Origin of the sequence: Hymenobacter sp. 15J16-1T3B (assembly GCF_020711235.1) — a bacterium.
GTDB lineage: Bacteria > Bacteroidota > Bacteroidia > Cytophagales > Hymenobacteraceae > Solirubrum.
The window spans coordinates 193,228-214,230 of the sequence record NZ_JAJFAV010000009.1 but is presented as its reverse complement, the minus strand read 5'-3'; the positions used below and the strand labels follow the sequence as shown (position 1 = coordinate 214,230).

14 protein-coding genes are annotated in these 21,003 nt (G+C 65.9%); 9 read left to right on the top strand and 5 right to left on the bottom strand.

Annotated features, from left to right (window positions below; translation table 11 throughout):
- The first annotated feature begins 105 nt into the window (after positions 1-105).
- The 5 genes from LJ737_RS16505 to lgt all read left to right on the top strand — a co-directional run bounded on the left by LJ737_RS16505 (position 106) and on the right by lgt (position 4,938).
- Positions 106-708 (top strand): hypothetical protein, encoded by a 603-nt coding sequence (locus LJ737_RS16505; RefSeq protein WP_227767698.1) that lies wholly within the window; start codon positions 106-108, stop codon positions 706-708.
- Between the two features lie 121 nt (positions 709-829).
- A complete protein-coding gene (nadE, locus tag LJ737_RS16500) occupies positions 830-2,806 on the top strand; it encodes an NAD(+) synthase (RefSeq protein WP_227767696.1) in 1,977 nt (658 codons plus the stop codon).
- Between the two features lie 201 nt (positions 2,807-3,007).
- Positions 3,008-3,634 (top strand): RNA polymerase sigma factor, encoded by a 627-nt coding sequence (locus LJ737_RS16495; protein WP_227767798.1) that lies wholly within the window; start codon positions 3,008-3,010, stop codon positions 3,632-3,634.
- The gene (locus LJ737_RS16490) at positions 3,627-3,935 is read left to right on the top strand and encodes a hypothetical protein (protein WP_227767694.1); all 309 of its coding nucleotides are present in this window, start codon (positions 3,627-3,629) and stop codon (positions 3,933-3,935) included. The genes LJ737_RS16495 and LJ737_RS16490 overlap by 8 nt, the downstream gene beginning before the upstream one ends.
- Positions 3,936-4,035: 100 nt before the next feature.
- Positions 4,036-4,938, top strand: a complete 903-nt coding sequence (lgt, locus tag LJ737_RS16485; protein ID WP_227767692.1) for a prolipoprotein diacylglyceryl transferase — start codon at positions 4,036-4,038, stop codon at positions 4,936-4,938.
- 196 nt (positions 4,939-5,134) lie between these two features.
- Here lgt and fbaA read toward each other — a convergent pair whose 3' ends face one another.
- The 3 genes from fbaA to yidD all read right to left on the bottom strand — a co-directional run bounded on the left by fbaA (position 5,135) and on the right by yidD (position 7,828).
- Complete coding sequence (gene fbaA, locus LJ737_RS16480) at positions 5,135-6,229, bottom strand: class II fructose-bisphosphate aldolase (RefSeq protein WP_227767689.1); 1,095 nt, start codon at positions 6,227-6,229, stop codon at positions 5,135-5,137.
- A 367-nt stretch (positions 6,230-6,596) separates the two neighbouring features.
- Positions 6,597-7,490 (bottom strand): SdiA-regulated/phytase-like domain-containing protein, encoded by an 894-nt coding sequence (locus LJ737_RS16475; RefSeq protein WP_227767688.1) that lies wholly within the window; start codon positions 7,488-7,490, stop codon positions 6,597-6,599.
- Positions 7,491-7,594: 104 nt separating this feature from the next.
- Positions 7,595-7,828, bottom strand: a complete 234-nt coding sequence (gene yidD / locus LJ737_RS16470) for a membrane protein insertion efficiency factor YidD (protein WP_227767686.1) — start codon at positions 7,826-7,828, stop codon at positions 7,595-7,597.
- A gap of 131 nt (positions 7,829-7,959) precedes the next feature.
- Between yidD and LJ737_RS16465 the strand changes: the two genes are divergently transcribed.
- The 4 genes from LJ737_RS16465 to LJ737_RS16450 all read left to right on the top strand — a co-directional run bounded on the left by LJ737_RS16465 (position 7,960) and on the right by LJ737_RS16450 (position 16,394).
- On the top strand, positions 7,960-10,239 hold the full coding sequence (locus tag LJ737_RS16465) for a S46 family peptidase (protein ID WP_227767684.1): 2,280 nt from the start codon (positions 7,960-7,962) through the stop codon (positions 10,237-10,239).
- Positions 10,240-10,395: 156 nt separating this feature from the next.
- On the top strand, positions 10,396-13,185 hold the full coding sequence (locus LJ737_RS16460) for an FG-GAP-like repeat-containing protein (protein WP_227767682.1): 2,790 nt from the start codon (positions 10,396-10,398) through the stop codon (positions 13,183-13,185).
- A 159-nt stretch (positions 13,186-13,344) separates the two neighbouring features.
- Positions 13,345-14,226 (top strand): hypothetical protein, encoded by an 882-nt coding sequence (locus LJ737_RS16455; RefSeq protein WP_227767680.1) that lies wholly within the window; start codon positions 13,345-13,347, stop codon positions 14,224-14,226.
- A complete protein-coding gene (locus LJ737_RS16450) occupies positions 14,223-16,394 on the top strand; it encodes a ComEA family DNA-binding protein (RefSeq protein ID WP_227767678.1) in 2,172 nt (723 codons plus the stop codon). Before LJ737_RS16455 ends, LJ737_RS16450 begins: the two co-directional genes overlap by 4 nt.
- On the opposite strand, the gene LJ737_RS16445 is transcribed toward LJ737_RS16450, so the two are convergent.
- Together LJ737_RS16445 and LJ737_RS16440 are read right to left on the bottom strand one after the other, a co-directional pair.
- Positions 16,395-17,441, bottom strand: a complete 1,047-nt coding sequence (locus LJ737_RS16445) for a hypothetical protein (RefSeq protein ID WP_227767676.1) — start codon at positions 17,439-17,441, stop codon at positions 16,395-16,397. It abuts the gene before it with no gap.
- Between the two features lie 100 nt (positions 17,442-17,541).
- Positions 17,542-20,928, bottom strand: coding sequence for a zinc-dependent metalloprotease (locus LJ737_RS16440; protein WP_227767674.1), 3,387 nt, complete (start codon positions 20,926-20,928; stop codon positions 17,542-17,544).
- Positions 20,929-21,003: the final 75 nt, after the last annotated feature.

Below are 21,003 nucleotides of genomic sequence, written 5' to 3'. Positions count from 1 at the left end.
AGCTTTGGGCCTTTCGTTTATTTCTCTTCTGTAATCTACTCGCAGTTGAAAACCATTATGACCGCGGCCGCACTGGCCGTAGCCGGCTTGTGGCCGCAACAAACTATGGCGGCTCCAGGGCCCGCAGCCGACTCGCTCCGCCACCGCTGGACCGTCGGGCTGCGTTACGCCGGCGAACCGAACTTCTACGGCTTCGGCAAGTTCTTGCCAACAGTGGGCTACCAATGGCGACCCCGCTGGGAGGTGGAAGTGGGCGGTGCGTACCGGAACAACCGGTACGAAGGCTCCGCAACCGGCTTCACGGTGGACGGCAAGCAACTGGACTACCAGTACCACGGGCAAACCCGGTGGACGGTGGTGCCCGTGCGGGTGCGCTACACGCTGACGCGCCGAGCCGAGCGGCGGCTGCAATTCGACGCGCTCGGGGGCGTGGCCCTTTCCTTCGGGCGCAACAGTTGGGAGCAAATTGAGCTGGAAAATGCGGTCGAAACCTACCGTTACCAAGCCCAAGCTCGCTCCTTCTACGGCCTGGTCGGCTTGGGCCTGGGCGGGCGTTACGGTCTGGGCCCAAGCCGCCGGCTGGAACTGGCGGCCGAATGGACCCTGCACCAGCAACTCGTCCACCGGTTTCGCCCGGATTACGGAACCAACCGGTCGCGCTTCGGCCCGGTGGGCTACTGGGGGCTGGGCCTGCGCTACAAGCTATAAAGCAACGGGCTTAAAGCACCGGCCGCCTCCCTTGGAGCGGCCGGTGTTTCGCTGGCAGTAACCCGACTCCGCCATTTGGAGTTACTTGCAGGACGAATTCCAACCACCCTGCCCCTAGCTTATGCGACTTGCCGGCGCCGCCCTGAACCAGACTCCGATTGATTGGGAAAACAACCTGCGCACCATCTGCGAGGCCATTCAGCAGGCCAAAGACGCGCAGGTAGAGCTGCTGTGCCTGCCCGAGCTGTGCCTGACGGGCTACGGCTGCGAGGATTTGTTTTTGCACGACTGGCTGAGCGAAACCGCCCTGCAGCACCTGCAGACGGTACGCCAGTGCTGCACCGACCCCAACATGGTGGTGTGCGTGGGCGTGCCCGTGCGCCTCGACGGGCGCACCTACAACACGGCCTGCGTTATCCGCAACCAGCAAATTCTGGGCTTCGCGGCCAAGCAGTGGCTGGCCAACGACGGGGTGCACTACGAGCCGCGCTTTTTCACCTCCTGGAAGGCCGGCAATGTGCAAGAATTCGACTTCGGGGGCGAAACCTACCTCATCGGCGACCTGACCTTTGAGCACCAGGGCGTCACCTTTGGCTTTGAAATCTGCGAGGATGCCTGGCGCCCGGCCCAGGACCGGCCCGCCGGCCGCCTGAAGGCACGGGGCGTGCAGCTCATCGTGAATCCTTCGGCCTCGCACTTCGCCATGAGCAAGACCGACGTGCGCTACCAGCTGGTGCTCAAGGCCTCGCGCGACTACCAGGTGACCTACCTCTACGCCAATCTGCTCGGCAACGAAGCCGGCCGTATTACCTACGACGGCGAAATTCTCATTGCCCGCAACGGGGAGCTGCTCAAGCGCAACCAGCTGCTCAGCTACAAGGACGTGGACCTGGAGTTTGCCGACGTGGACTTCAGCCAAGAGCCGCCCGTCACCGAGCACATCACCCCGCTGCCCACGCCCGACGAGTACCGCGAGCTGAACCAGGCCCTGAGCCTGGCCCTGTTTGATTACCTGCGCAAGGCCCGCAGCAAGGGCTTCGTGCTGAGTCTCTCGGGCGGGGCCGACTCCTGCATGTGCGCCGTGGGCGTGGCCGAATTGGTGCGCCTGGGCGTGCTGGAACTGGGCGTGGAAGGCTTCATGCGCAAGGCCGGCGCCTACACCGAGGACGAAATCCGCTTCGCCGTGGACTACCAGCAGCTGCCCGGCGGCCCGGTGCAGGAGCCGCGCAAGGAAACCGATGCCGGCCGCGTGCAGGGCGCCTCGCACCCCGGCCTGCAAACCACCGGCAACGAGCGGCGCACCCTGAATCAGCAGCTCACCCGCCGCCTGCTCACCTGCGCCTACCAAGGCACCGTCAACTCCTCGGACGACACCTACCTCTCGGCCAAGGAGCTGGCCGACGACACCGGGGCGGTGTTCTTTAGCTGGGACATCGACCAGGAAGTGAAGGGCTACACCGGCAAGATCGAGCACGCGCTGGGGCGGGAGCTGAGCTGGAAAACCGACGACCTGACGCTGCAAAACATCCAGGCCCGGGTGCGCGCCCCCAGCATCTGGATGCTGGCCAACGTGCTCAACTGCCTGCTCATCACCACCTCCAACCGCTCGGAGGCCGCCGTGGGCTACTGCACCATGGACGGCGACACGGCCGGCTCCATCTCGCCCATTGCCGGCGTCGACAAGGCCTTCGTGAAGCAGTGGCTGGTGTGGGCCGAAGCGGAACTGAACTACCCCGGCCTGCACCGCGTCAACAACCTGCAGCCCACCGCCGAGCTGCGCCCCCTGGAAGACAAGCAGACCGACGAGCGGGATTTGATGCCCTACCCGCTGCTCAACCGCATCGAGCGGCTGGCTTTCTACGAGCGGCTGAGCCCGCAGCAGGTGCTGGCCCGGCTGGAAGGCGAGCTGGAAGACGCGGACGTGGAGCAGCTGAAAGTGTACGTGAAGCGCTTCTACTCGCTCTGGAGCCGCAACCAGTGGAAGCGCGAGCGGTACGCGCCCTCCTTCCACCTCGACGATTACAACCTCGACCCGCGCTCCTGGCTGCGCTTCCCCATCCTGAGCGGGGGCTTCGCGGCCGAGCTCGGGGCGCTGTAAACGCGCTGGCTTCCGTGTGGGCGCCGCCGGTGCTGGCGTTTGCAAATAATTGCGCTGTAAGCCAAGTGTTTGCAAACTGCTGGGGCCGGCGGCGCAAGTTTTAGCTGCGGACAGGGCCTAAGTCATGGCAAGCCCGGTAGCATCACCCCGCCCGCCGGCAGCGTCTCTACTTTTCCAGCTCTTCAGCCCTTCAGTCCCTTGGTGTGTCCACTGCCGTTATCCGCTGTTTCGGAGCTCCGGGCTGAGGCGGCGCCGCCAACCGCCGATGCCGAGCTGCTGCGGCAGTTGCAACAGGGCAGCGAGGCGGCGTTTCGCACCTTGGTCGAGCGGTACCAGCACCGGGTATACCGCACGGTGCTGGCCTTGCTCCGCTCCCCCGAAGAGGCCGAGGACGTGGCGCAGGAGGTGTTCGTGGAAGTCTACCAAACCGTCGGGCGCTTTCGGGGCGAGGCCGCGCTGAGCACCTGGCTGTACCGGCTGGCCACCTCGCGGGCTCTGAAGCACCGCCGGCGGGCCCAGGCAAAAAAGCGCTTTGCCTACTTCACCCGCTTGCTGGGCTTCGGCAACCACGTGCTGCACGACCCGGCCGACCACCTGCACCCGCAGGCCCAACTGGAAGGGGAGCAGCAGCTGCAGCTGCTGCTGGCCCACATTGCCCGCTTGCCCGACAAACAGCAAGTGGCTTTTACGCTGCGCCACGAGCAGGAACTCAGCTACGAGGAAATAGCGGCCGTGCTGCAAACCACCGTCCCGGCCGTGGAGTCCCTGCTGTTCCGGGCCCGCCAAACCCTGCGCACCCACCTTCAACCCTCGTTTCGCCATGCCTGATCCGGCCCCTCGCCCCAGCGCCGATGAACAGTGGGAGCAGCTAGTGCACCGCTGGCGCCCGCCGGCTGCGGCCCAGCCGCGGCCTTACTTCTACCAGCGGGTGCGGGCCCGGCTCGACGACGCGTCGGCCGCGCGGCCCGTGTGGCCGGCCTGGCTGCGCCGGCCGGCCTACGCGGCCCTGCTGGGCCTGCTCGGCGTGGCGCTCAGCGGCGACTGTGCCGCCCTGCCGTCGGCCGCCGCCGACGCTGGGCCGCAACCCGAAGCCTCGGGCCGCCCGCTACCAGCGGCGCCGGGGCGCTAAACGGCCGCCTGCCGCCCCCGATAACGGCCCCGCTGCCTCGCAGCATTCGGCAAGCCGAATGTCTCAGTACCTTTGACTCCCCTCACCGCGCCTTTGCTCTATGCTCGCTTTCATCACCTGGGACGTTTCGCCCATCATTGCCCAACTCGGCCCGCTGACGCTGCGCTGGTACGGCCTGCTGTTCGCCGCCGGCTTCATCATCGGCTCGTTCATCCTGACGCACATCTACAAGTCGGAGAAAGTGTCGCCGCGCTGGGTCGACGTGATTACCGTGTACATGCTTATCGGTACGGTGCTGGGCGCCCGCCTGGGCCACGTCCTGTTCTACGACCCGGACTACTACCTCACCTCCGAGCACTTCCTCGACATCTTCAAGATCTGGGAGGGCGGCCTGGCCAGCCACGGCGCTACGCTCGGCATCTTGCTGGCCACTTGGCTGTTTGCGCGCAACAACAAGTTCGACTACCTCTGGGTCCTGGACCGCATCGTCATCGTGGTGGCTACCGGGGGCATGTGCATCCGCCTGGGCAACCTGATGAACTCGGAAATCATCGGCAAGCAGACCGACGTGCCCTGGGCCTTTAAATTCGTGCGCTACAACGAGATTCACCACGAAATGACCAACGTGCCCAACGAGCTGCACCACCCCACGCAGATCTACGAGGCGCTGTTCTGCGTGTTCCTCTTCGTGCTGCTCTACTCGCTTTGGAACCGCTGGAAGGCCACGGCGCCCCGCGGCTACCTTTTCGGGCTGTTCGTCACGCTGCTCTTCACCTTCCGCTTCCTGGTGGAGTTCCTGAAGGAAAACCAGGAAGGCTTCGAAAGCACCTGGGCACTGGCGCCGCTAAACATGGGCCAGGTACTGAGCATTCCGCTGGTGTTCGTAGGCCTCTGGGTGCTGCTGACCGCTGGCCGCCGCCCCGGCCGCCCCGAAGACGCCCCGCGCGACCTGGGCTTGGAAGACCTGCCCAAGCAGCCCCTGCCGGTGCAGATGAAGCGTTAGAAATAACCGCCAACAAAAAGGCCCGCTGGATAACTCCAGCGGGCCTTTTTGTTGGCGGTTATTTCTAATACGTCCTGTCGAGCGCAGTCGAGACGTCTCGCGGGCTGATGTGGGATAGTGACGCAACGATTGATATTACTATCCAGCGAGATACCTCGGCTTCGCTCGGAATGACGTTCTGGGTGAGTCGTGCTGACTACTCGGCCGAAGGGCGACGGTTCACGGCGTTCAGGTCTTCGAAGGCCTGCTTCAGGCGGGTGACGAAGGTCTTCTCGCCTTCGCGCAGCCACACGCGCGGGTCGTAGTACTTCTTGTTCGGCGAATCTTCGCCGGTGGGGTTGCCGATCTGGCCCTGCAGGTAAGCTTCGTTCTTCTTGTAGAAGTTCTTGATGCCGTCCCAGAACGCCCACTGCAGGTCGGTGTCGATGTTCATCTTGATAGCGCCGTAGCTGATGGCCTCGCGGATTTCCTCCTGCGACGAGCCCGAGCCACCGTGGAACACGAAGTTGATGGGGCGCTCCTCCGTCAGGTTGTACTTCTCGCGCACGTATTCCTGCGAGTTTTTCAGGATGACGGGCTGCAGCTTCACGTTACCGGGCTTGTACACGCCGTGCACGTTGCCGAAAGCCGCGGCGATGGTGAAGCGCGGGCTCACCTTCAGCAGTTCCTCGTAGGCGTAAGCCACTTCCGAGGGCTGGGTGTAGAGCTTGGAGGAATCCACGCCGGAGTTGTCGACGCCGTCTTCCTCGCCGCCGGTCACGCCCAGCTCGATTTCCAGCGTCATGCCGATTTTGTCCATGCGCGCCAGGTACTCCTTGCAAATCTCGATGTTCTCCTCGATGGGCTCCTCGGAGAGGTCAATCATGTGCGAGGAGAACAGCGGGCGGCCGTACTGGGCGAAGTGCTTTTCGCCGGCTTCGAGCAGGCCGTCGATCCACGGCAGCAGCTTTTTGGCGGCGTGGTCGGTGTGCAGAATGACGGGCACGCCGTAGAGCTCGGCCATCAGGTGCACGTGCTGGGCACCCGAAATGGCGCCGGCAATGCTGGCCTGCTGCTTGTCGTTCGGCACGCCTTTGCCGGCGAAGAACTGGGCACCACCGTTCGAGAACTGAATGATGACGGGCGAGTTCAGCTCGCGGGCGGCTTCGAGCACGCCGTTCACCGTATCGGTGCCGGTGACGTTGACGGCGGGCAGGGCGAAGCCTTGCTCCTTGGCGTAGTCAAACAGTTGTTGTACCTCGTCGCCGAAGAGGACGCCGGCGCGCAAAGTGGAAACGGCAGTGCTGCTCATACTGTGAAAAAGGGAAAGTCGCCGCGGGGCGGCGGGGGTCAAGGGATAAACAAAAGTAAGCGGCGAACGGTGCCGCTCCCAACGAAATCGGGATACGGTACCGTTCGCCGCCCACAATAGGGCAGGTCGGAGCTACCAGCTGCCATCCTCGCACCCATCATGCTCTATCTGGCGTCCGCAGAGCGAAGGACCTTGCTCGCACCCTGCTCCGCCGCTGATACCAACGAACTGACGCTTTTTAAACGTCGAAGCGCAGCCACCGCGGCCCGAGCTGGGCGTTGGTAGCTGCGCTTCGTAGTGAGTACAAGGAGCGAGGAAGTTTCTTCGCTGCGCGTAGGCCGGATCAGGATGACCGTTTCTGGTTCCCTCACTGAGCCAGCTCGTAGCGGTACACGTTGCCTTGCTCGGTGCTGATGATAAGCGTGTTGTTGCCCTGGAACACGGCGCCCTCGGTCTGGCCCGCGCCGGGCAGGCGCACCGCGCGCGGGGTGGTCTGGGTGAAGTTGCCGCCCGACACGGGGCAGAGAAACAGCTCCTCGCGGCCCAGCAGGGCCAACGTGCGGCCATCGGGGCTCAGGGCTGCGTCGGTTACTTCGCCGGCCACGGCAATCTTGCCCAGCAGCTTGGCTTGCTGCTTGGCCGGGCCGTCGGCCTGCAGGCGGTACACCTTGCAGGTGCTGCCCTGGCCGCGGTCCTTGGTAAACAGGTAAATGCCGCCGTCGTACCAGAGCGAGGCCTCGCAGTCGAAGTTGCGCTCCTTTTTGCCCGGCGGAAATTCCTGCTGGTCGGGGTAGGTGAAGCGGATGCTGCGCGGCACGGCGTCGGGCTGGCGCGGATCGTAGCGGTAAATGGTCAGGTCGCGCCGGTCGTTGTTGTTGTTGCCGCAGTCGCCGATATAGAGCACGCCCTGCGGGTCCTGGGCCAGAGACTCCCAGTCGACCTGCCGCACGCCGGGCACGGGCAACGACTTCACCAGGCTGCCGTCTTCGCGGATGAGGTAGAGGGTAGGCTCGGCGCCGTCGTCGCCGTGGGTGTAGTAGGTGCCGGCTTCGGGGCCCAGGGCCAAGCCGGAGCTTTCCTTGACCTCGCCGCCCATGTGGCCCACCTTGGTCAGGCCGGCAACGGGGTTGAGCAGGGTGGTTTTGTCCTTTTTCTTCCCGCCTTTTTTGCCGCCGCCCTTCTTGCCGTCGTTTTGCGCCTCCGAGCAGGCCGCCGAGGTCAGCAACGCCAGGCTCAGCAGCAGTGCGCTGATTGTTCTCATAACTGCACGCGTCCAGTGAAAAAAAGCCCGGCCGCAGCCAGAGGTGCGGTCGGGTAGTGGGATTTATACGGAACACCGGCCGTTGGGGTATCCCCGGGGCGGCATTACGGTAATTTGTCCGGCACCGGGTCGTAGCCAAAGCCGCCCCAGGGGTGGCAGCGGGCTATGCGGCGCAGGGCCAGCCAGCCGCCGCGCCAGGGGCCGTGGCGGCGCAGCGCCTCGGTGGCGTAGGCCGAGCAGGTGGGCTGGTAGCGGCAGGTGGCCGGCTTGAGCGGCGAAATCAGGTGCCGATACACCCACACCAGGGCCAGAAAGAAGTACTTGAACAGCGCGGACACGGCAAGGTAGGAGCGGGGGAAGCGGGCAAAGTTCCGAACGAGCGTTAGGCAAACAACGCCGGTCTTAGTAAGTTTGGTTCGGCGTTGCCCGCGGGCAAGTTGCGCCGTTTCACTCACTTATTTCCCCTTCGATGTTCAAATTCAACTGGCTGAAAGGCCTCGTGCTGGCGCTGCTGCTGCCGGCCGTGGCCCGCGCCGACGAAGGCATGTGGCTGCCGCTGCTGGTGAAGCGGCTCAACCAGGCCGACATGCAGAAGAAAGGCCTGCGGCTCACCGCCGAGGAAATCTACGACGTCAACAACGCCTCGCTCAAGGACGCCATCGGCCAGCTCGGCGGATTCTGCACCGGCGAGTTTGTGTCGGGCCAGGGCCTGCTGCTCACCAACCACCACTGCGGCTACGACGCCATTCAGAGCCACAGCACCCCGCAGAACAACCTGCTGCAAAACGGCTTCTTCGCCGCCACCAAAACCGACGAGCTGAAAAACCCCGGCCTCTACGTGGATGTGCTCGTGCGCATGGAAGACGTGACCGGCAAGGTGCTCGAAGGCATTACGCCGCAGACGCCCGAGGCCACGCGCGTGGCCACCGTGCAGCAGCGGCAGCGCGAACTGGCCGCCGCGGCCAAGGACAACGGGCAGTACGTGGCCTACGTGCGCGACTTTTTCGGCGGCAACGAGTACTACCTCTTCGTGTACCAGCGCTTCGGCGACGTGCGCCTGGTGGGCGCCCCGCCCGAGGCCGTGGGCAAGTTCGGCGGCGACACCGACAACTGGATGTGGCCCCGCCACACCGGCGACTTTTCCATGTTCCGGGTGTACGCCGACCAAAACAACAAGCCCACCGCCGGCTATCAGGAAGGCAACCAGCCCTACGTGCCCAAAAAGCACCTGCCCGTGAGCTTGCAGGGCGTGAGCGAGGGCGACTTTTCGATGGTGTTCGGCTTTCCGGGCCGCACCCAGCGCTTCTTGCCCGCCGCCGGCCTGCAGATGACCCTGGAGCAGAGCAACCCGGCCCGCATCAAGCTGCGCGACACCCGGCTCAAGCTCTGGAAAGAGGACATGGACCGCGACCCGGCCCTGCGCCTGCAGTACGCCTCGAAGTACGCCAACATTGCCAACTACTGGAAGTACTACATCGGGCAGAACGAGGGCATGAAGCGCCTCAAGACGGTGGACCAGAAGAAAGCCGAGGAAGCCGCCCTGCAGCAGTGGATTGCCCAGGACGCCACCCGCACCGAGCAGTACGGCAAGGTGCTCACCGACATCGACCAGGCCTACGCCGGCCTGCGCGAGTACAACCTGAGCAGCCAGTACGTGAACGAGGCCGCTTTCGGCACCGAAATCATTACCCTGGCCGCCCGCATGCTGCCGCTCTACAATGCGCTGAAAGGGGACGGCAAAACGCCCGCCGACCCGGCCGCGGCCAAGAAAGCCGCCGAGGACCTGCGCGAGCCGGTGGCTGAATACTTCAAGGACTACAGCGCCGCCACCGACAAGAAGGTCTTCGCCGCGCTCATGGGCCTCTACATGCAGGACGTGCCCAAGGAGCAGCTGCCGGAGGTGTTTCAGCTGGTGCAGAAGCAGTACGGCGGCTCGATGCAGAAGTACGCCGACTACGTGTTTGCGGGCTCCTTCCTGACTTCGAAAGCGAAAGTCGATGCCTTCCTGGCCGCGCCCACCCTGGCCAAGCTGGAGGCCGACCCGGGCTTCAAGACCTACCAGTCGGTGTACCAGAACTACGTGCAGAACATCCTGCCGAAAATGCAGGGCCTGCAGGCCGGGCTGCTGCGCGCCAACCGCCTCTACGTGGCCGCGCTGCGCGAGAAAAACGCCCCGAAAGTGTACTCGCCCGACGCCAACTCCACCCTGCGCCTGAGCTACGGCACGGTGCGCGCCTATAAGGGGCGCGACGCGGTGAACTACAACTACTTCACCACCGCCCAGGGCATCCTGGAAAAGCAGGACAACTCGAACCCGGAGTTTGTGGTGCCCGCCAAGGAGGAGCAGTTGCTCGCGGGCAAGGACTACGGCCGCTACGCCGACAAGGACGGCACGCTGCACGTGGGCTTCATCACCGACAACGACATCACCGGCGGCAACTCCGGCTCCCCGGTCATCAACGGCCGCGGGGAGCTGATCGGCCTGGCCTTCGACGGCAACTGGGAAGCCATGACCGGCGACCTGGCCTACGACCCGGAGCTGAAGCGCTGCATCAACGCCGACATCCGCTACGTGCTCTGGTGCATCGACAAACTCGGCGGCGCCAAGCACATCGTGGACGAAATGACCATTGTGGACCGCGGCCCGAACCCGAATGCCAGCGTGGCCGCCCCGGGTGGGGCCGAAGTGCCGGCCAAAATGAAGGTGAAAACCAAGCAGAAAGGCAAAGAAGCGGCCCCGGCCAAGTAAGCCGGCCCGGTTTCTGCTCCAATAAAAAAAGCCTCGGTGCGTTCAGTGCCGGGGCTTTTTTAGGACCTGCATGATGAGCTTACCTCCGGCCCCCGGTCGGCCGGAGCTACCTTTGTCGTCGATTCGCTTGCCAATTATTAACGCCTTCGTTCGCGTATGAAACACGTTTTCCGCCGCCCCGCCCGGTGGTTGTTCGGCACCCTTTGCTGCGTGCTCGGCGCCGCCACGGCGGGTTGGGCCCGGCCCATTCTCAGCACCTTGGCGCCGGCCAGCGGGCCCGTGGGCACCGCCGTCACCATCACCGGCACCGGCTTTGGCGCCACCGCCGCCCAAAACGCGGTGTACTTCGACGCCGTGCGCGCGACGGTCACGTCGGCCTCGGCCACGCAACTGCGCGTGACGGTGCCGGCCGGGGCGGCCGCGGCCGCCGCCGTGACGGTCATCAACACCGCCGACGGGCAGCAGGGCTCCTCGGTGCAGGACGGCGCGGGTGCTTTCCGCGTCACGTTTGCGGGCGGCAGCCTGACCTCGGGCTCCTTTGCCCGCACCGACGTCACGCTCGGCATCAATTACAGCACCTCGTCGCCCTACGTGCTGTCGTCGCCCTTGGTGCCCGCCGATTTCAACCAGGACGGCCACCTCGACGTGCTGGGGCTGACCAACGGCGTGGTGGTGACCTACGGCAACGGCAACGGCACGTTTCAGGCGCCGGCGCTGCTGGCCGCCGGTTTTCAGCCCATCAACGTGGCCGTGGCCGATTTCACCGGGGACGGCCTGCTCGACATCGTGACCCTGAACAACGGCAGCCAGGACCTCTCGCTGCTGGCCGGGCGGGGCAGCAGCGGCTTTGCCGCGGCCCAGACGTTTTACAGCAACACCAGCACCTCGGAGTTTCTCTCGCAGGCCTTGCTGGCCAAGGACCTGGACGGCAACGGCCGCGTGGACCTGCTGCTGACCATCCTCGACGTTACCGGGCCGAGCGTGCGCTACGAAGTGCTCTACAACCAAGCCACCGGCTTTGTGCCCGCCGCGCTGACCCTGCCCGGCGGCACCAACGCCTACCCGAGCAACGCGGATAACTTCAGCGCCGACAGCCGGCCCGATCTGCTGGGTACTGCGTTTGTCAGCGGGGGCGGAGGCGGCAACGCCGATTCGCTGGCCGTGCGCGTGTGGCGGCGCAACGCGGCCAATACCGGCTACGAGGCGCCGGAAGTGCTGCCGGCCGTGACGCTGAATAACTGGTACAAACTGGTGGTGGCCGACGTGGACCTGGACGGCCTGCGCGACGTGGTGCTGGCCACGATGAACTCCGCGCAGCCTACCGCGCCGATTCGGGTGCACGTGTGGCGGCGCAACGCCACCAACACCGGCTTCCGGCCGGCCGACATCTACTACACCCCCGGCCTGCCCAGCGGGGTCATCAGCGGCGGCAACTCGGCCCTGACGGACCTGCAAGTGGCCGACGCCGACGGCGACGGGGCGCCCGACCTGGTGCTGGGCGTGTACGCGCGCCTGAGCGTGCTGCGCAACAACGGCAGCGGCACCGGCTTTGCCGCGGCCGTGAACTACACCTCCAGCAACGGCGTGAAAACCGTCGGCACGGGGGACTTCAACGGTGACGGACGCACGGATTTTATCACGCACAACCTCAGCGTGTTCGGTAGCTTTGATTCGTCGCTGTTTCTGAACGCGGCCGGTTCCACCGCCGCCAACAACCCGCCCACGCTCAACGCCCTGAGCAATCTGACCATCGACGAGGACAGCGGGCTGTACACCGTGGCGCTCAGCGGCATTGGCACCGGCGGCGAAGCGGGCCAGACCGTGACGCTCACCGCCGTCAGCTCCGACGTGAGCGTGCTGCCCAACCCCACCATCAGCTACATCAGCCCGGCCAGCACCGGTACCCTGCGGCTGCGGCCCGCCACCAACGCCTTCGGCACGGTGACGGTGACCGTGACGGCCTCCGACGGGCAGACGCAGAACGGCAGCCTGACGCGCAGCTTCCAGGTCACCATCAACCCCGTCAACGACGCGCCCACCCTGGACTCCATTGCCGACATTGCCGTGATGAGCAACGGCCTGCAACCGGTGCCGCTGTGGGGCATCACCTCGGGGGCGCCGAACGAAAACGAGACGCTGACCGTGACGGGCATGGTCACGTTTGCCGGCAACGGCTCGGCTGCGCCCACCCACACCGTCTATTACAACTCGCCGGATTATTTTGGCGAGGTGCGGGTGAACGTCAACGCGCTGACGCCGGGCCTCTACAGCACCAACACCGTCACCGTGACCGATGCGGCGGGGGCCGCGGTCACGCGCACCTACCGCGTGTATTACCGGGGCAATACCCTGCCGGGCAACCCGACGCTGGACCCCATTGCCAACCGCACCGCCGACCGCAGCCTCACGGCGCAGCCGCCCGTGGCCCTAACCGGCATCAGCGACGGGGACCCGCTGCTGACGCTGCCCCTGACGATTACGGCTACCAGCAGCGACCCGGACCTGATCAGCATTACCTCGTTGAGCTACACCAACCCGAGTACCACCGGCACCCTGCGCTACGCCCTGGCCGACCCCACGCGCAGCGGCACCGTTACGATTACGGTGGTAGCCGGCTTGGGACAGACCGGCCCTTCCACCTACCGCAGCTTCACCGTGACGGTGCCCACCGTGACGGCCGCCAAATCGGCTACCGCCCTGGCCGCGCTGCAGCTGTTTCCCAACCCCTCCGCCGACGGCCGCTTCACCCTGCAAACCGAGCCCGTGGCCGGCCCGGCCACGCTCAGCGTACTCGATGCGCTGGGACGGGAGGTGTGGCAGCAACGCCTGGCCGCCGTGCCCGCCCGGCTCGCGGTGCAGCCCGTCGGCTTGCAGCCGCGGAGCGTGTACGTAGTGCGCCTGACCACGGAGCGCGGCACGGCCAGCCGCCGCCTGCTGCTGCAGTAACAGCGGCGAAATGCTACACCTAAGAAACGCCCCGGCACCAAGCGGTACCGGGGCGTTTTTGCTGGGTTGACTCCGCGGATAATCCAATAAAATATTCGCTGGGTTGGGTAGTAGCTAATCCGTTGCGGGCCAATTATCTTGCGCCGATAGCCCGCGCCTATGCCCAAACTCTACGTTGCTTTAGGATTCCTTTTTCTTGCTGTTGGTAGCGCCCACGCTCAGGGCAACGGCCCCGGCGTGCGCGGCGCCCGGGCGGCTGGGCTCGGCACCGCCGCCGCCACCCTTTCCGACGTGTGGGCCATTGGCAACAACGTAGCCGGGCTGGGCCAGCTCACCCGCCCGGAAGTGGGCGTGTACGCCGGCAATCAGTTTTTCATCCGCGAGCTGAGCAACGCCGCCCTGGCCGCCGCCGTGCCGCTGGGCCGGCAGCCCGAAGGCGCCAAAGCGGCCCGCAACGGCGTGGTGGGCGTGGAGCTGCAGCGCTTCGGCAGCAAGCTCTACAGCGAGCAGCGCGTGGGCCTGGGCTACGGCTACCGCCTCGGGCTGGTGAGCATCGGCGCCCGCGCCGACGTGCTGCAGGTGAGCATCGAGGGGCTGGGCAGCCGCCGGGCGGTGGCCCTCTCGCTGGGTGGGCAGGCCGAGGTGATTCCGCAAAAGCTGACCTTTGGGGCCTACCTCTACAACCTCAACCAAACCAAGCTGGCCCGCTACCAGGACGAGCGGGTGCCCACCGTGCTGCGCGCCGGGCTCGGCTACCGCCCCGCTGCCAAAGTGCTGCTGGTGGTGGAAACCGAAAAGGACATCGAGCAGGCGGCCGACTTCAAGGCCGGGCTGGAATACCAACTCATCGACGCGCTGACGGTGCGCGCGGGCTTTGCCACGCTCTCGGAGCAGGCCACCGGCGGCCTCGGCCTGCGCCTCGGCCGCCTGCGCCTCGACTACGCCGCCGGCTACCACAACGTGCTCGGCCTGAGCCAGCACCTGAGCGCCAGCCTGCGCTTCGACGCCAAGCCGGAGCCCCAACCCGCCCCGCAGCCATGACGCGCCGCTTCGACTTCGCCCTGAGGCTGGGCGGTAGGAGTGGGGCCGGTGCCGCCGGGCTGCTCGCGGCCGTGCTACTGCTCAGCGGTACGGCCCGCGCCCAGGTACAGGACTACCCGCGCCCCCGCGCCGACCTCGACAAGCTGGTGCAGGAGCTGTTTGCCGAGCCGCAGAGCGACCAGGAAAACTACGAGGACCTCTACGAAAACCTGCTACAGTACCTGCAAACGCCGCTGAACCTGAACACGGCCAACCGCGAGGAGCTGAGCAGCCTGCTGCTGCTTTCGGAGCCGCAGATTACGGCCCTGCTCGAGCACCGCCAGCTCAACGGCCCGCTGCTGGCGCTGTACGAGCTGCAGAGCATCCGCGGCTTCGACGTGCGCACCATTTACCGCGTGGCGCCCTTCGTAACGGTGGGTACCACCGACCCCAACGCCGCCCGCGGCCCGCTGTGGAAGCGCATCTGGCAGGAAGACAACAATGCGCTGTTTTTGCGCTACGAGCGGGTGCTGCAGGACCGCCGCGGCTACGCGCCCGTCGTGCCCAACAGCAGCGGCGAGCTGCCGTCCCATTACCTGGGCTCCCCCGACAAGATGCTCGTGCGCTTCCGCACCAGCCACGCCCGCGACTTTTCGGTGGGCTTCGCGGCCGAAAAAGACGCCGGCGAGCAGTTTACCTGGGACTCGAAAACCCGCCGCTACGGCTTCGACTACTACTCCGCGCACTTCGCCCTCTTCGACCGCGGCCGGCTAAAATCGGTGGTCATCGGCGACTACCAGCTGCAATTCGGGCAGGGGCTGCTGCTCTCCTCGGGCCTGCAGGTGGGCAAGGGCGCCGAAACCATCACCACCCTGCGCCGCTCCAACGTGGGCGTGCGGCCCTACTCCTCGGTGCTGGAAACGGCCTTTTTCCGCGGCGCTGCCGCCACCGTAGCCCTCACGCCCGCCCTGAAACTGACCGGCTTTGCCTCGCGCAAGCGCATCGACGCCACCCTGCGCACCAGCACCGTAGCCGACTCGCTGCGCCAGGCCGACGACTTCAACGACTTTGCCTCGGGGCTGCCCATCACCGGGTTTCACCGTACCGCCAGCGAGCTGGCCAACCGCCAGAGCCTGCCGGAAACCGTCACGGGCGGCGACCTGAGCTTTGCGCCCGGCACCGGCCGCCTGAACCTGGGCCTGACGGCCGTCAATACGCTCTTCGATAAGCCCATTCAGAAGCGGCCCGAGCCCTACAACTTCTATGAGTTCAGCGGGCGCCACAACCTGGCCGTGAGCACGCACTACAGCTACGGCTGGCGCAACGTGAGCCTGTTCGGCGAAACGGCCCGCAGCCAGAGCGGCGGCATCGGCACCATCAACGGCCTGCTGGCCAGCCTGGGCCCGACGGTGGACGCCTCTGTGCTCTTCCGCCGCTACGACCAGGACTTTCACACGCTCTACGGCAACGCACTCAGCGAAAACACCCGCAACATCAACGAAAACGGTCTGTACCTGGGCCTGAAGCTGCGCCCCATTGCCCGCTGGGAGCTGTCGGCCTACTACGACCAGTTTCGCTTTCCCTGGCTGCGCTACCAGGTGGGCGGCCCCAGCAGCGGCTACGACTGGCTGCTGCGCGTGAGCTTCGCGCCGACCAAAACCAGCCAGCTCTACGCCCAGATTCGCACCCGCCTCAAGGAATACGACGACGCAACCAGTACCCGCCCCATGCCCGAGCCGGTGCCCGTCATGCGCCGCTCCCTGCTTTTGTTCTACGACACCAGCCCGACGCCGACCTTGAGCTTGCGCACCCGCGTGCAGGGCGTGCGCTACCGCGAAAACAACGGCCCCGTGCAATCCGGCTACGTACTAGCCCAGGACGTGACGGTGCAGCCCTGGCAGCGCCTGCGCCTCACCGCCCGCTACGCCCTCTTCGACACCGACGGCTACGACACCCGCCAGTACGTGTACGAGCAGGACGTGCTCTACGCCTTTTCCATCCCGGTGCTCTACGGCCGGGGCACGCGCTACTACGCGCTGGCTGAGGTCAAGCTCAACCGCCGCCTGACGCTCTGGCTGCGCTTCGCCAACACCCGCTACCGCCACCAGCAAACCGTCGGCTCCGGCCTCGACCAGATTCAGGGCGCCGAGCGCAGCGACGTGAAGGCCCAGTTGCGCGTGGCGCTGTAACTACGGCGTGGCGATTAGCCGGGCGCCGGCGCAGCTGATGTGGAAGGTGCGGCCGCTTTCCAAGCCCAGCAGCAACTCGTAGTCGTCCTCGTCGGTGGGCAGGTAGGCGTACCACAGCTGCTGATCCAGCGCGGCCGCCTGCCCGGCCGCGGCCGGGGTGATATGCAAGGCATCGACCTGGGTGCACTGCAGCGTGAGTTGGGCGGGCAGCCAGGTACCGGCGCCCGCTTTGCGCCGCCAGCGCAGGGTAAGGCTGTGCTTCTCTTTTTGCTCGGTGTAGCCCTCGAAGCGGTAGTCCCGGTCGAGGCGGTATTGCTGCGCGCCCATCAAGTTCGCGTCGCCAGATACGGTGAAATTGTGCTTGAGCGGCGCATCCCGGCGGTCGGGGCTGATAAGTACGCCGCCGCCCGTCAGCAACTCCTCCACGGTCTCGGCCAGGTGCGTGGCGCGGGCAAACAGCGTCTTCTCCGCCGGCACGGGCAGCTGCGCCGCGGCGGGCAACTGCTGATTCAGCTGCCGCAGCAGCCGCACGACGCGCCGGGCCAGATCTTGCTCTTCCTGGGCGTAGAAAGCCTTGCGTTGCTCATCCGTTTCCAGGCGCGGTTCGGGCCAGGCTTTGGGCTCAAACTCCATGAACCGGAAATAATCTTGGTCGTCGCTGCCCCGCACGGCCCGAAAGGGGGCTTTCGGCTGCCGCAAGGCCGCGTCAATGGCCTGAAACTGGGCCGGCGTGAGGTCTTGCACCCAGTGCAGCATGTTGGGGTTGGGGTTTTCGTGGCCCGTACGCAGGTACAGCTGGCGGCGAGTGATGTACAAGCACAAAGAGCCATCGACGGTGAAGTAAGGCCACTTAAACCAGTAGCCTCGTTTCGTCGCCTTGCCCTTATGCTTGGAATGCGGATAATCGTCGTAGACCAGCAACCCCGTGACGGTTGAATCCAGGGCGTAGGGCGGCATTACCGTTACGCCGTCAACCGAATCACGCCAAGCGCGGCGTAGGTGCACCAGATGTTGTGCCGTGGCCGATTGAGCCAGCAAGCCGAGCATTAGCAGTAAAACGGAGCCACGGATACGCATCGGGAAAAAACAAAACCGGCCGGCTTCACCTGAAGCCGGCCGGTTAAGATAGAGCCGAAGCCTGTAACGCTTACAGCTTCATCAGCTTCTCGACAGCCGTACCGCCGCCGGGCAGCGAGAGGTGCAGCTGGTACATGCCGCGGCTGAGCTTGCTCAGGTCGAGGCGCTCGTTCAGCTGACCGGCCGTCTTGCGCAGCTCCTTGGTCAGCACCACGCGGCCCAGCGCGTCGGTTACCGATACGCTCAACTGGCCGCTCACGCCATTGTCCACGTTCAGGTAGAAGTCGCCGGTGCTCGGGTTCGGGTATACCGACACGCCCTGCAACTGCTGCGCGCCTTTCTGGCTCGTAACCGCGTCGCGGGTGGTGCAGATTTCCAGGCCCCAGCCGGTCAGGTCGCCGCCGTTGCCCGGCACTACGTCCGACACCAGTAGCGTCCAGTTGCCGAAAGGCGTAGTGCCCAGGTAGCCGGCCAGCGGGTTGGCGGGCTGGTACGAAGCACCGGTGTTGGCGGGGCAGCTCAGGGCCGCGGCCGCGTCGTCGAAGCTGGCATTCAGGTTCGCGGCGCCGTTGCAGGGCACCGAAGCCAGCGTGATCCGACGGCCGGTCGGGCCGCTCAGCGAAATAATCAGCTCACCCGTGTTGGGGTGGGTGATGGCCACGTTGCGCACGCGGATGGCGCTGATAACGTCGCCGGCCACCAGTTGGGTCGCGGGGTTGGTGCCCTGCGGTACGCTGATCGACGAAAGCACCAGAGCCGAGCCCGTAGCGGGGATGCTCTGCGGTACATCGGTAGCCGTAAACACGGCCGGGATGCAGAACTGACGGCCCACGGCGAAGGTGCCCGTCGTCGTCCACGGGCCGGTGCCGCAGTCGGCAATGCCGCGCACGCGCCAGTAGTACGTGGTGTTCTGCGTCAGTGCAGTGGTGGGGGTGTAGGCGTTGTTCACCAGGCCGGTTTGGTTGATAACCACGTTGGTGAAGGCCGCGTCGGTAGCCACCTGCAGGTCGTAGGAGCTAGCCACGGTGATGGGCGTCCACTGGAAGTTCGGCGTGGGCAGGGCGCGCAGCGAGTTGGCTGCCGGGGCGGTCAGCGTCGGCGCGATGTTGGCCGCGTTGCGAATCGTCACCGTGATGTTCTGCGTTTCCGTCTGCGAACCGCTGGTGCCAATCACGCTCACGGTGTACGTGCCCGAAGGAGTAGCCGTGGTCGAGGTCAGCGTCACCGACGACGAGGCGCCGGCGGCAACGGGGTTGGCGCCGAAGCTGGCCGTCATGCCCGTGGGCAGGCCCGTGGCCGACAGCGTTACTTGGCCGGTGAAGCCCAGCAGCTGACCCACCGTTACGCTGCAGGTAGCCGAGCTGCCGGGGCAGAACGTGGGCGCGGTGCTGGCGCAGCCGCTGGTCAGGTAGAAGCCCGGGGCGGTGGGCGTCTGCAGGGCGAAGTTGTTGTTCGAAATGTCGAAGAACACGTTGCCGCTGGCCTTCACCTTGAGGCGGCAGGTAGTGGAGGACGGTACGGTGGCGGGCACGGTCACGGCCTCGCTGCCGTCGTTGGGGGTGCCAGCCAGCAGGGTGTAGGGGTAGGTTTGCCCACCGTCGGTGGAGAGCAGGATGTCCACGTTGGCGGCGCTGATGGGCGCGGCCGTGGTGTTGGCCACGTCCCAGGTCACTTGCTGGGGCACGGTGGCGCGCCAGGTGATGCCGCTGGCGTTGGGTTGGGTCACGAGGAACGGACCCGCCGTACCCACTACCGGCACCGATACGGTGTCGTAGCTGGTGCCGCCGCCGTTCACGCGGTTGTCGCGCACGGTGAGGCGGAAGTTCAGGCGGCGGCCGTAGCTGGGCAGGATTTCACCCATGGTCTGGGTGTTGGCCAGCAGGTCGCTCAGGCGCGGGAAGGTGCGCGAGGGGCTGGTGACGGGGTTGAACGAGCGGAAGATGGGCGCGTCGCCCGAAGGCGAGTTCGGCGCACCGCCCGGGCCTAGGTCGTACTGCTCCCAGCAGTAGGTCAGCGCGTCGCCGTCGGCGTCGGTGCCGGTGCCGGTCAGCTCAAAGGGCGTGCCTTTGGGAATGATGCGGCGGGTGCCGGCGCTAACCGTGGGCGGGGTGTTGTTGGTGGCCGTGAGGGTGGCGCAGTTGCCCGTGCCGGTGATGTGGGCAATGATCTGCTCCAGGCTCTTGGCGTGGAAGTACGGGTCGGAGTGGGGCTGGATGTTGCTCGGCGAGCAGATGCCGGCGTAGGCCATGATGGTCGTGCCCGAACCCGGCTCGTAGGCAGCCAGGGAGCTGCGGGTGCCGTTGGTAACGCCCGGAATGGGGCCCGTGCAGTTGCCGTCGGCAATGGAGTTGAAGGTGTGCGCGCCGCCGAACTGGTGGCCCATTTCGTGGGCTACAAAGTCGATGTCGAAGGCGTCGCCCGTCGGGTTCGGCAGGCCGGTTACGCCGCGGGCTTTGTTGCCCGCCACGCACACCACGCCCAGGCCGGCAATGCCGCCGCCGCCCGTGCTGAACACGTGGCCGATGTCGTAGTTGTTGGCGCCAATGATGTTGGTCACCGTCGTCTGGTTTTCCCCCAGCATGGTCGGCCCGTCGTTGTTGGTGTACGGGTCGGAGTTGGCGTTGAGGAACACCAGTTGGTCGTTGTTAGCCACCAGCTGGAAGGCCACCGACAGTTCCGTGGTGTACACCCCGCTCACGCGGTTAACGGACGTAGTGATGCCGGCCATAGCCCCGGCCAAGGTGCCGCCTTTGGTCGCGGCGTACTCACCGGTGCAGGCCATAGCCAAGCGGTAGAGGCGACGCTGGGTGCCGTGCGACCCGATGGTGGCCGCCGAAGCGGTGGTCGGGTTGTCGGTGGGCGAGAGGCGCTGGCCGATGCCGGTCGGCGTGTTCACGCCGCAGACGGCGCGCGTCAGCACGGCTTGGTTGATGTCGCGCTTGTAGAACACCAAGTGGTTGACCCCGTCGGCCGTGGGGTCCATGTACACCGTGTTGCCCGGCGAGAGGATCATGGTGTGCAGGCCGGCCGGCGACACGTCGAAGTACGCAACGGCGCTCGGGTCGTCGATGCCCTGGCCGGCGTAGGTCTTGATCTGTGGGAACTTGGCGGCCAGCGCCGGGTGCATTACCTGGGTTTCAACCACGCGGAAACGGCCGGCCGTGCCGTCGGGCAGCGGCAGCGAAACCACCGTGGCTGATTGGCGGGCCCCAGCACCTTGCTCGGCCGGAGCCGCCGCCAGGGCGGCGCGCAGGTTGGCGGTCTGCACGCTGACCACCCGGTACCGATCAAGGGCTTGGGTGGTGCTGTGGGCAGCGGCGGGCAGGCGCTCGGCTTTGGAATCAGCCCAGAGCACGCGCTGCGCGGAGGCAGCAAACGGCGAGGCCAGACCCAGCAGCAACAGGCCCCCCAGCAGCGAGCTTCGCAGCGTACCGGTCGGGGTAGAAGATGTGCGCATAGGCAATAAAAAGGGAGTGGGTGTGATGAGAAAAGGGAAAGTCAGGTTGGAAGCCCCCAAGTTACAGCATTTCGA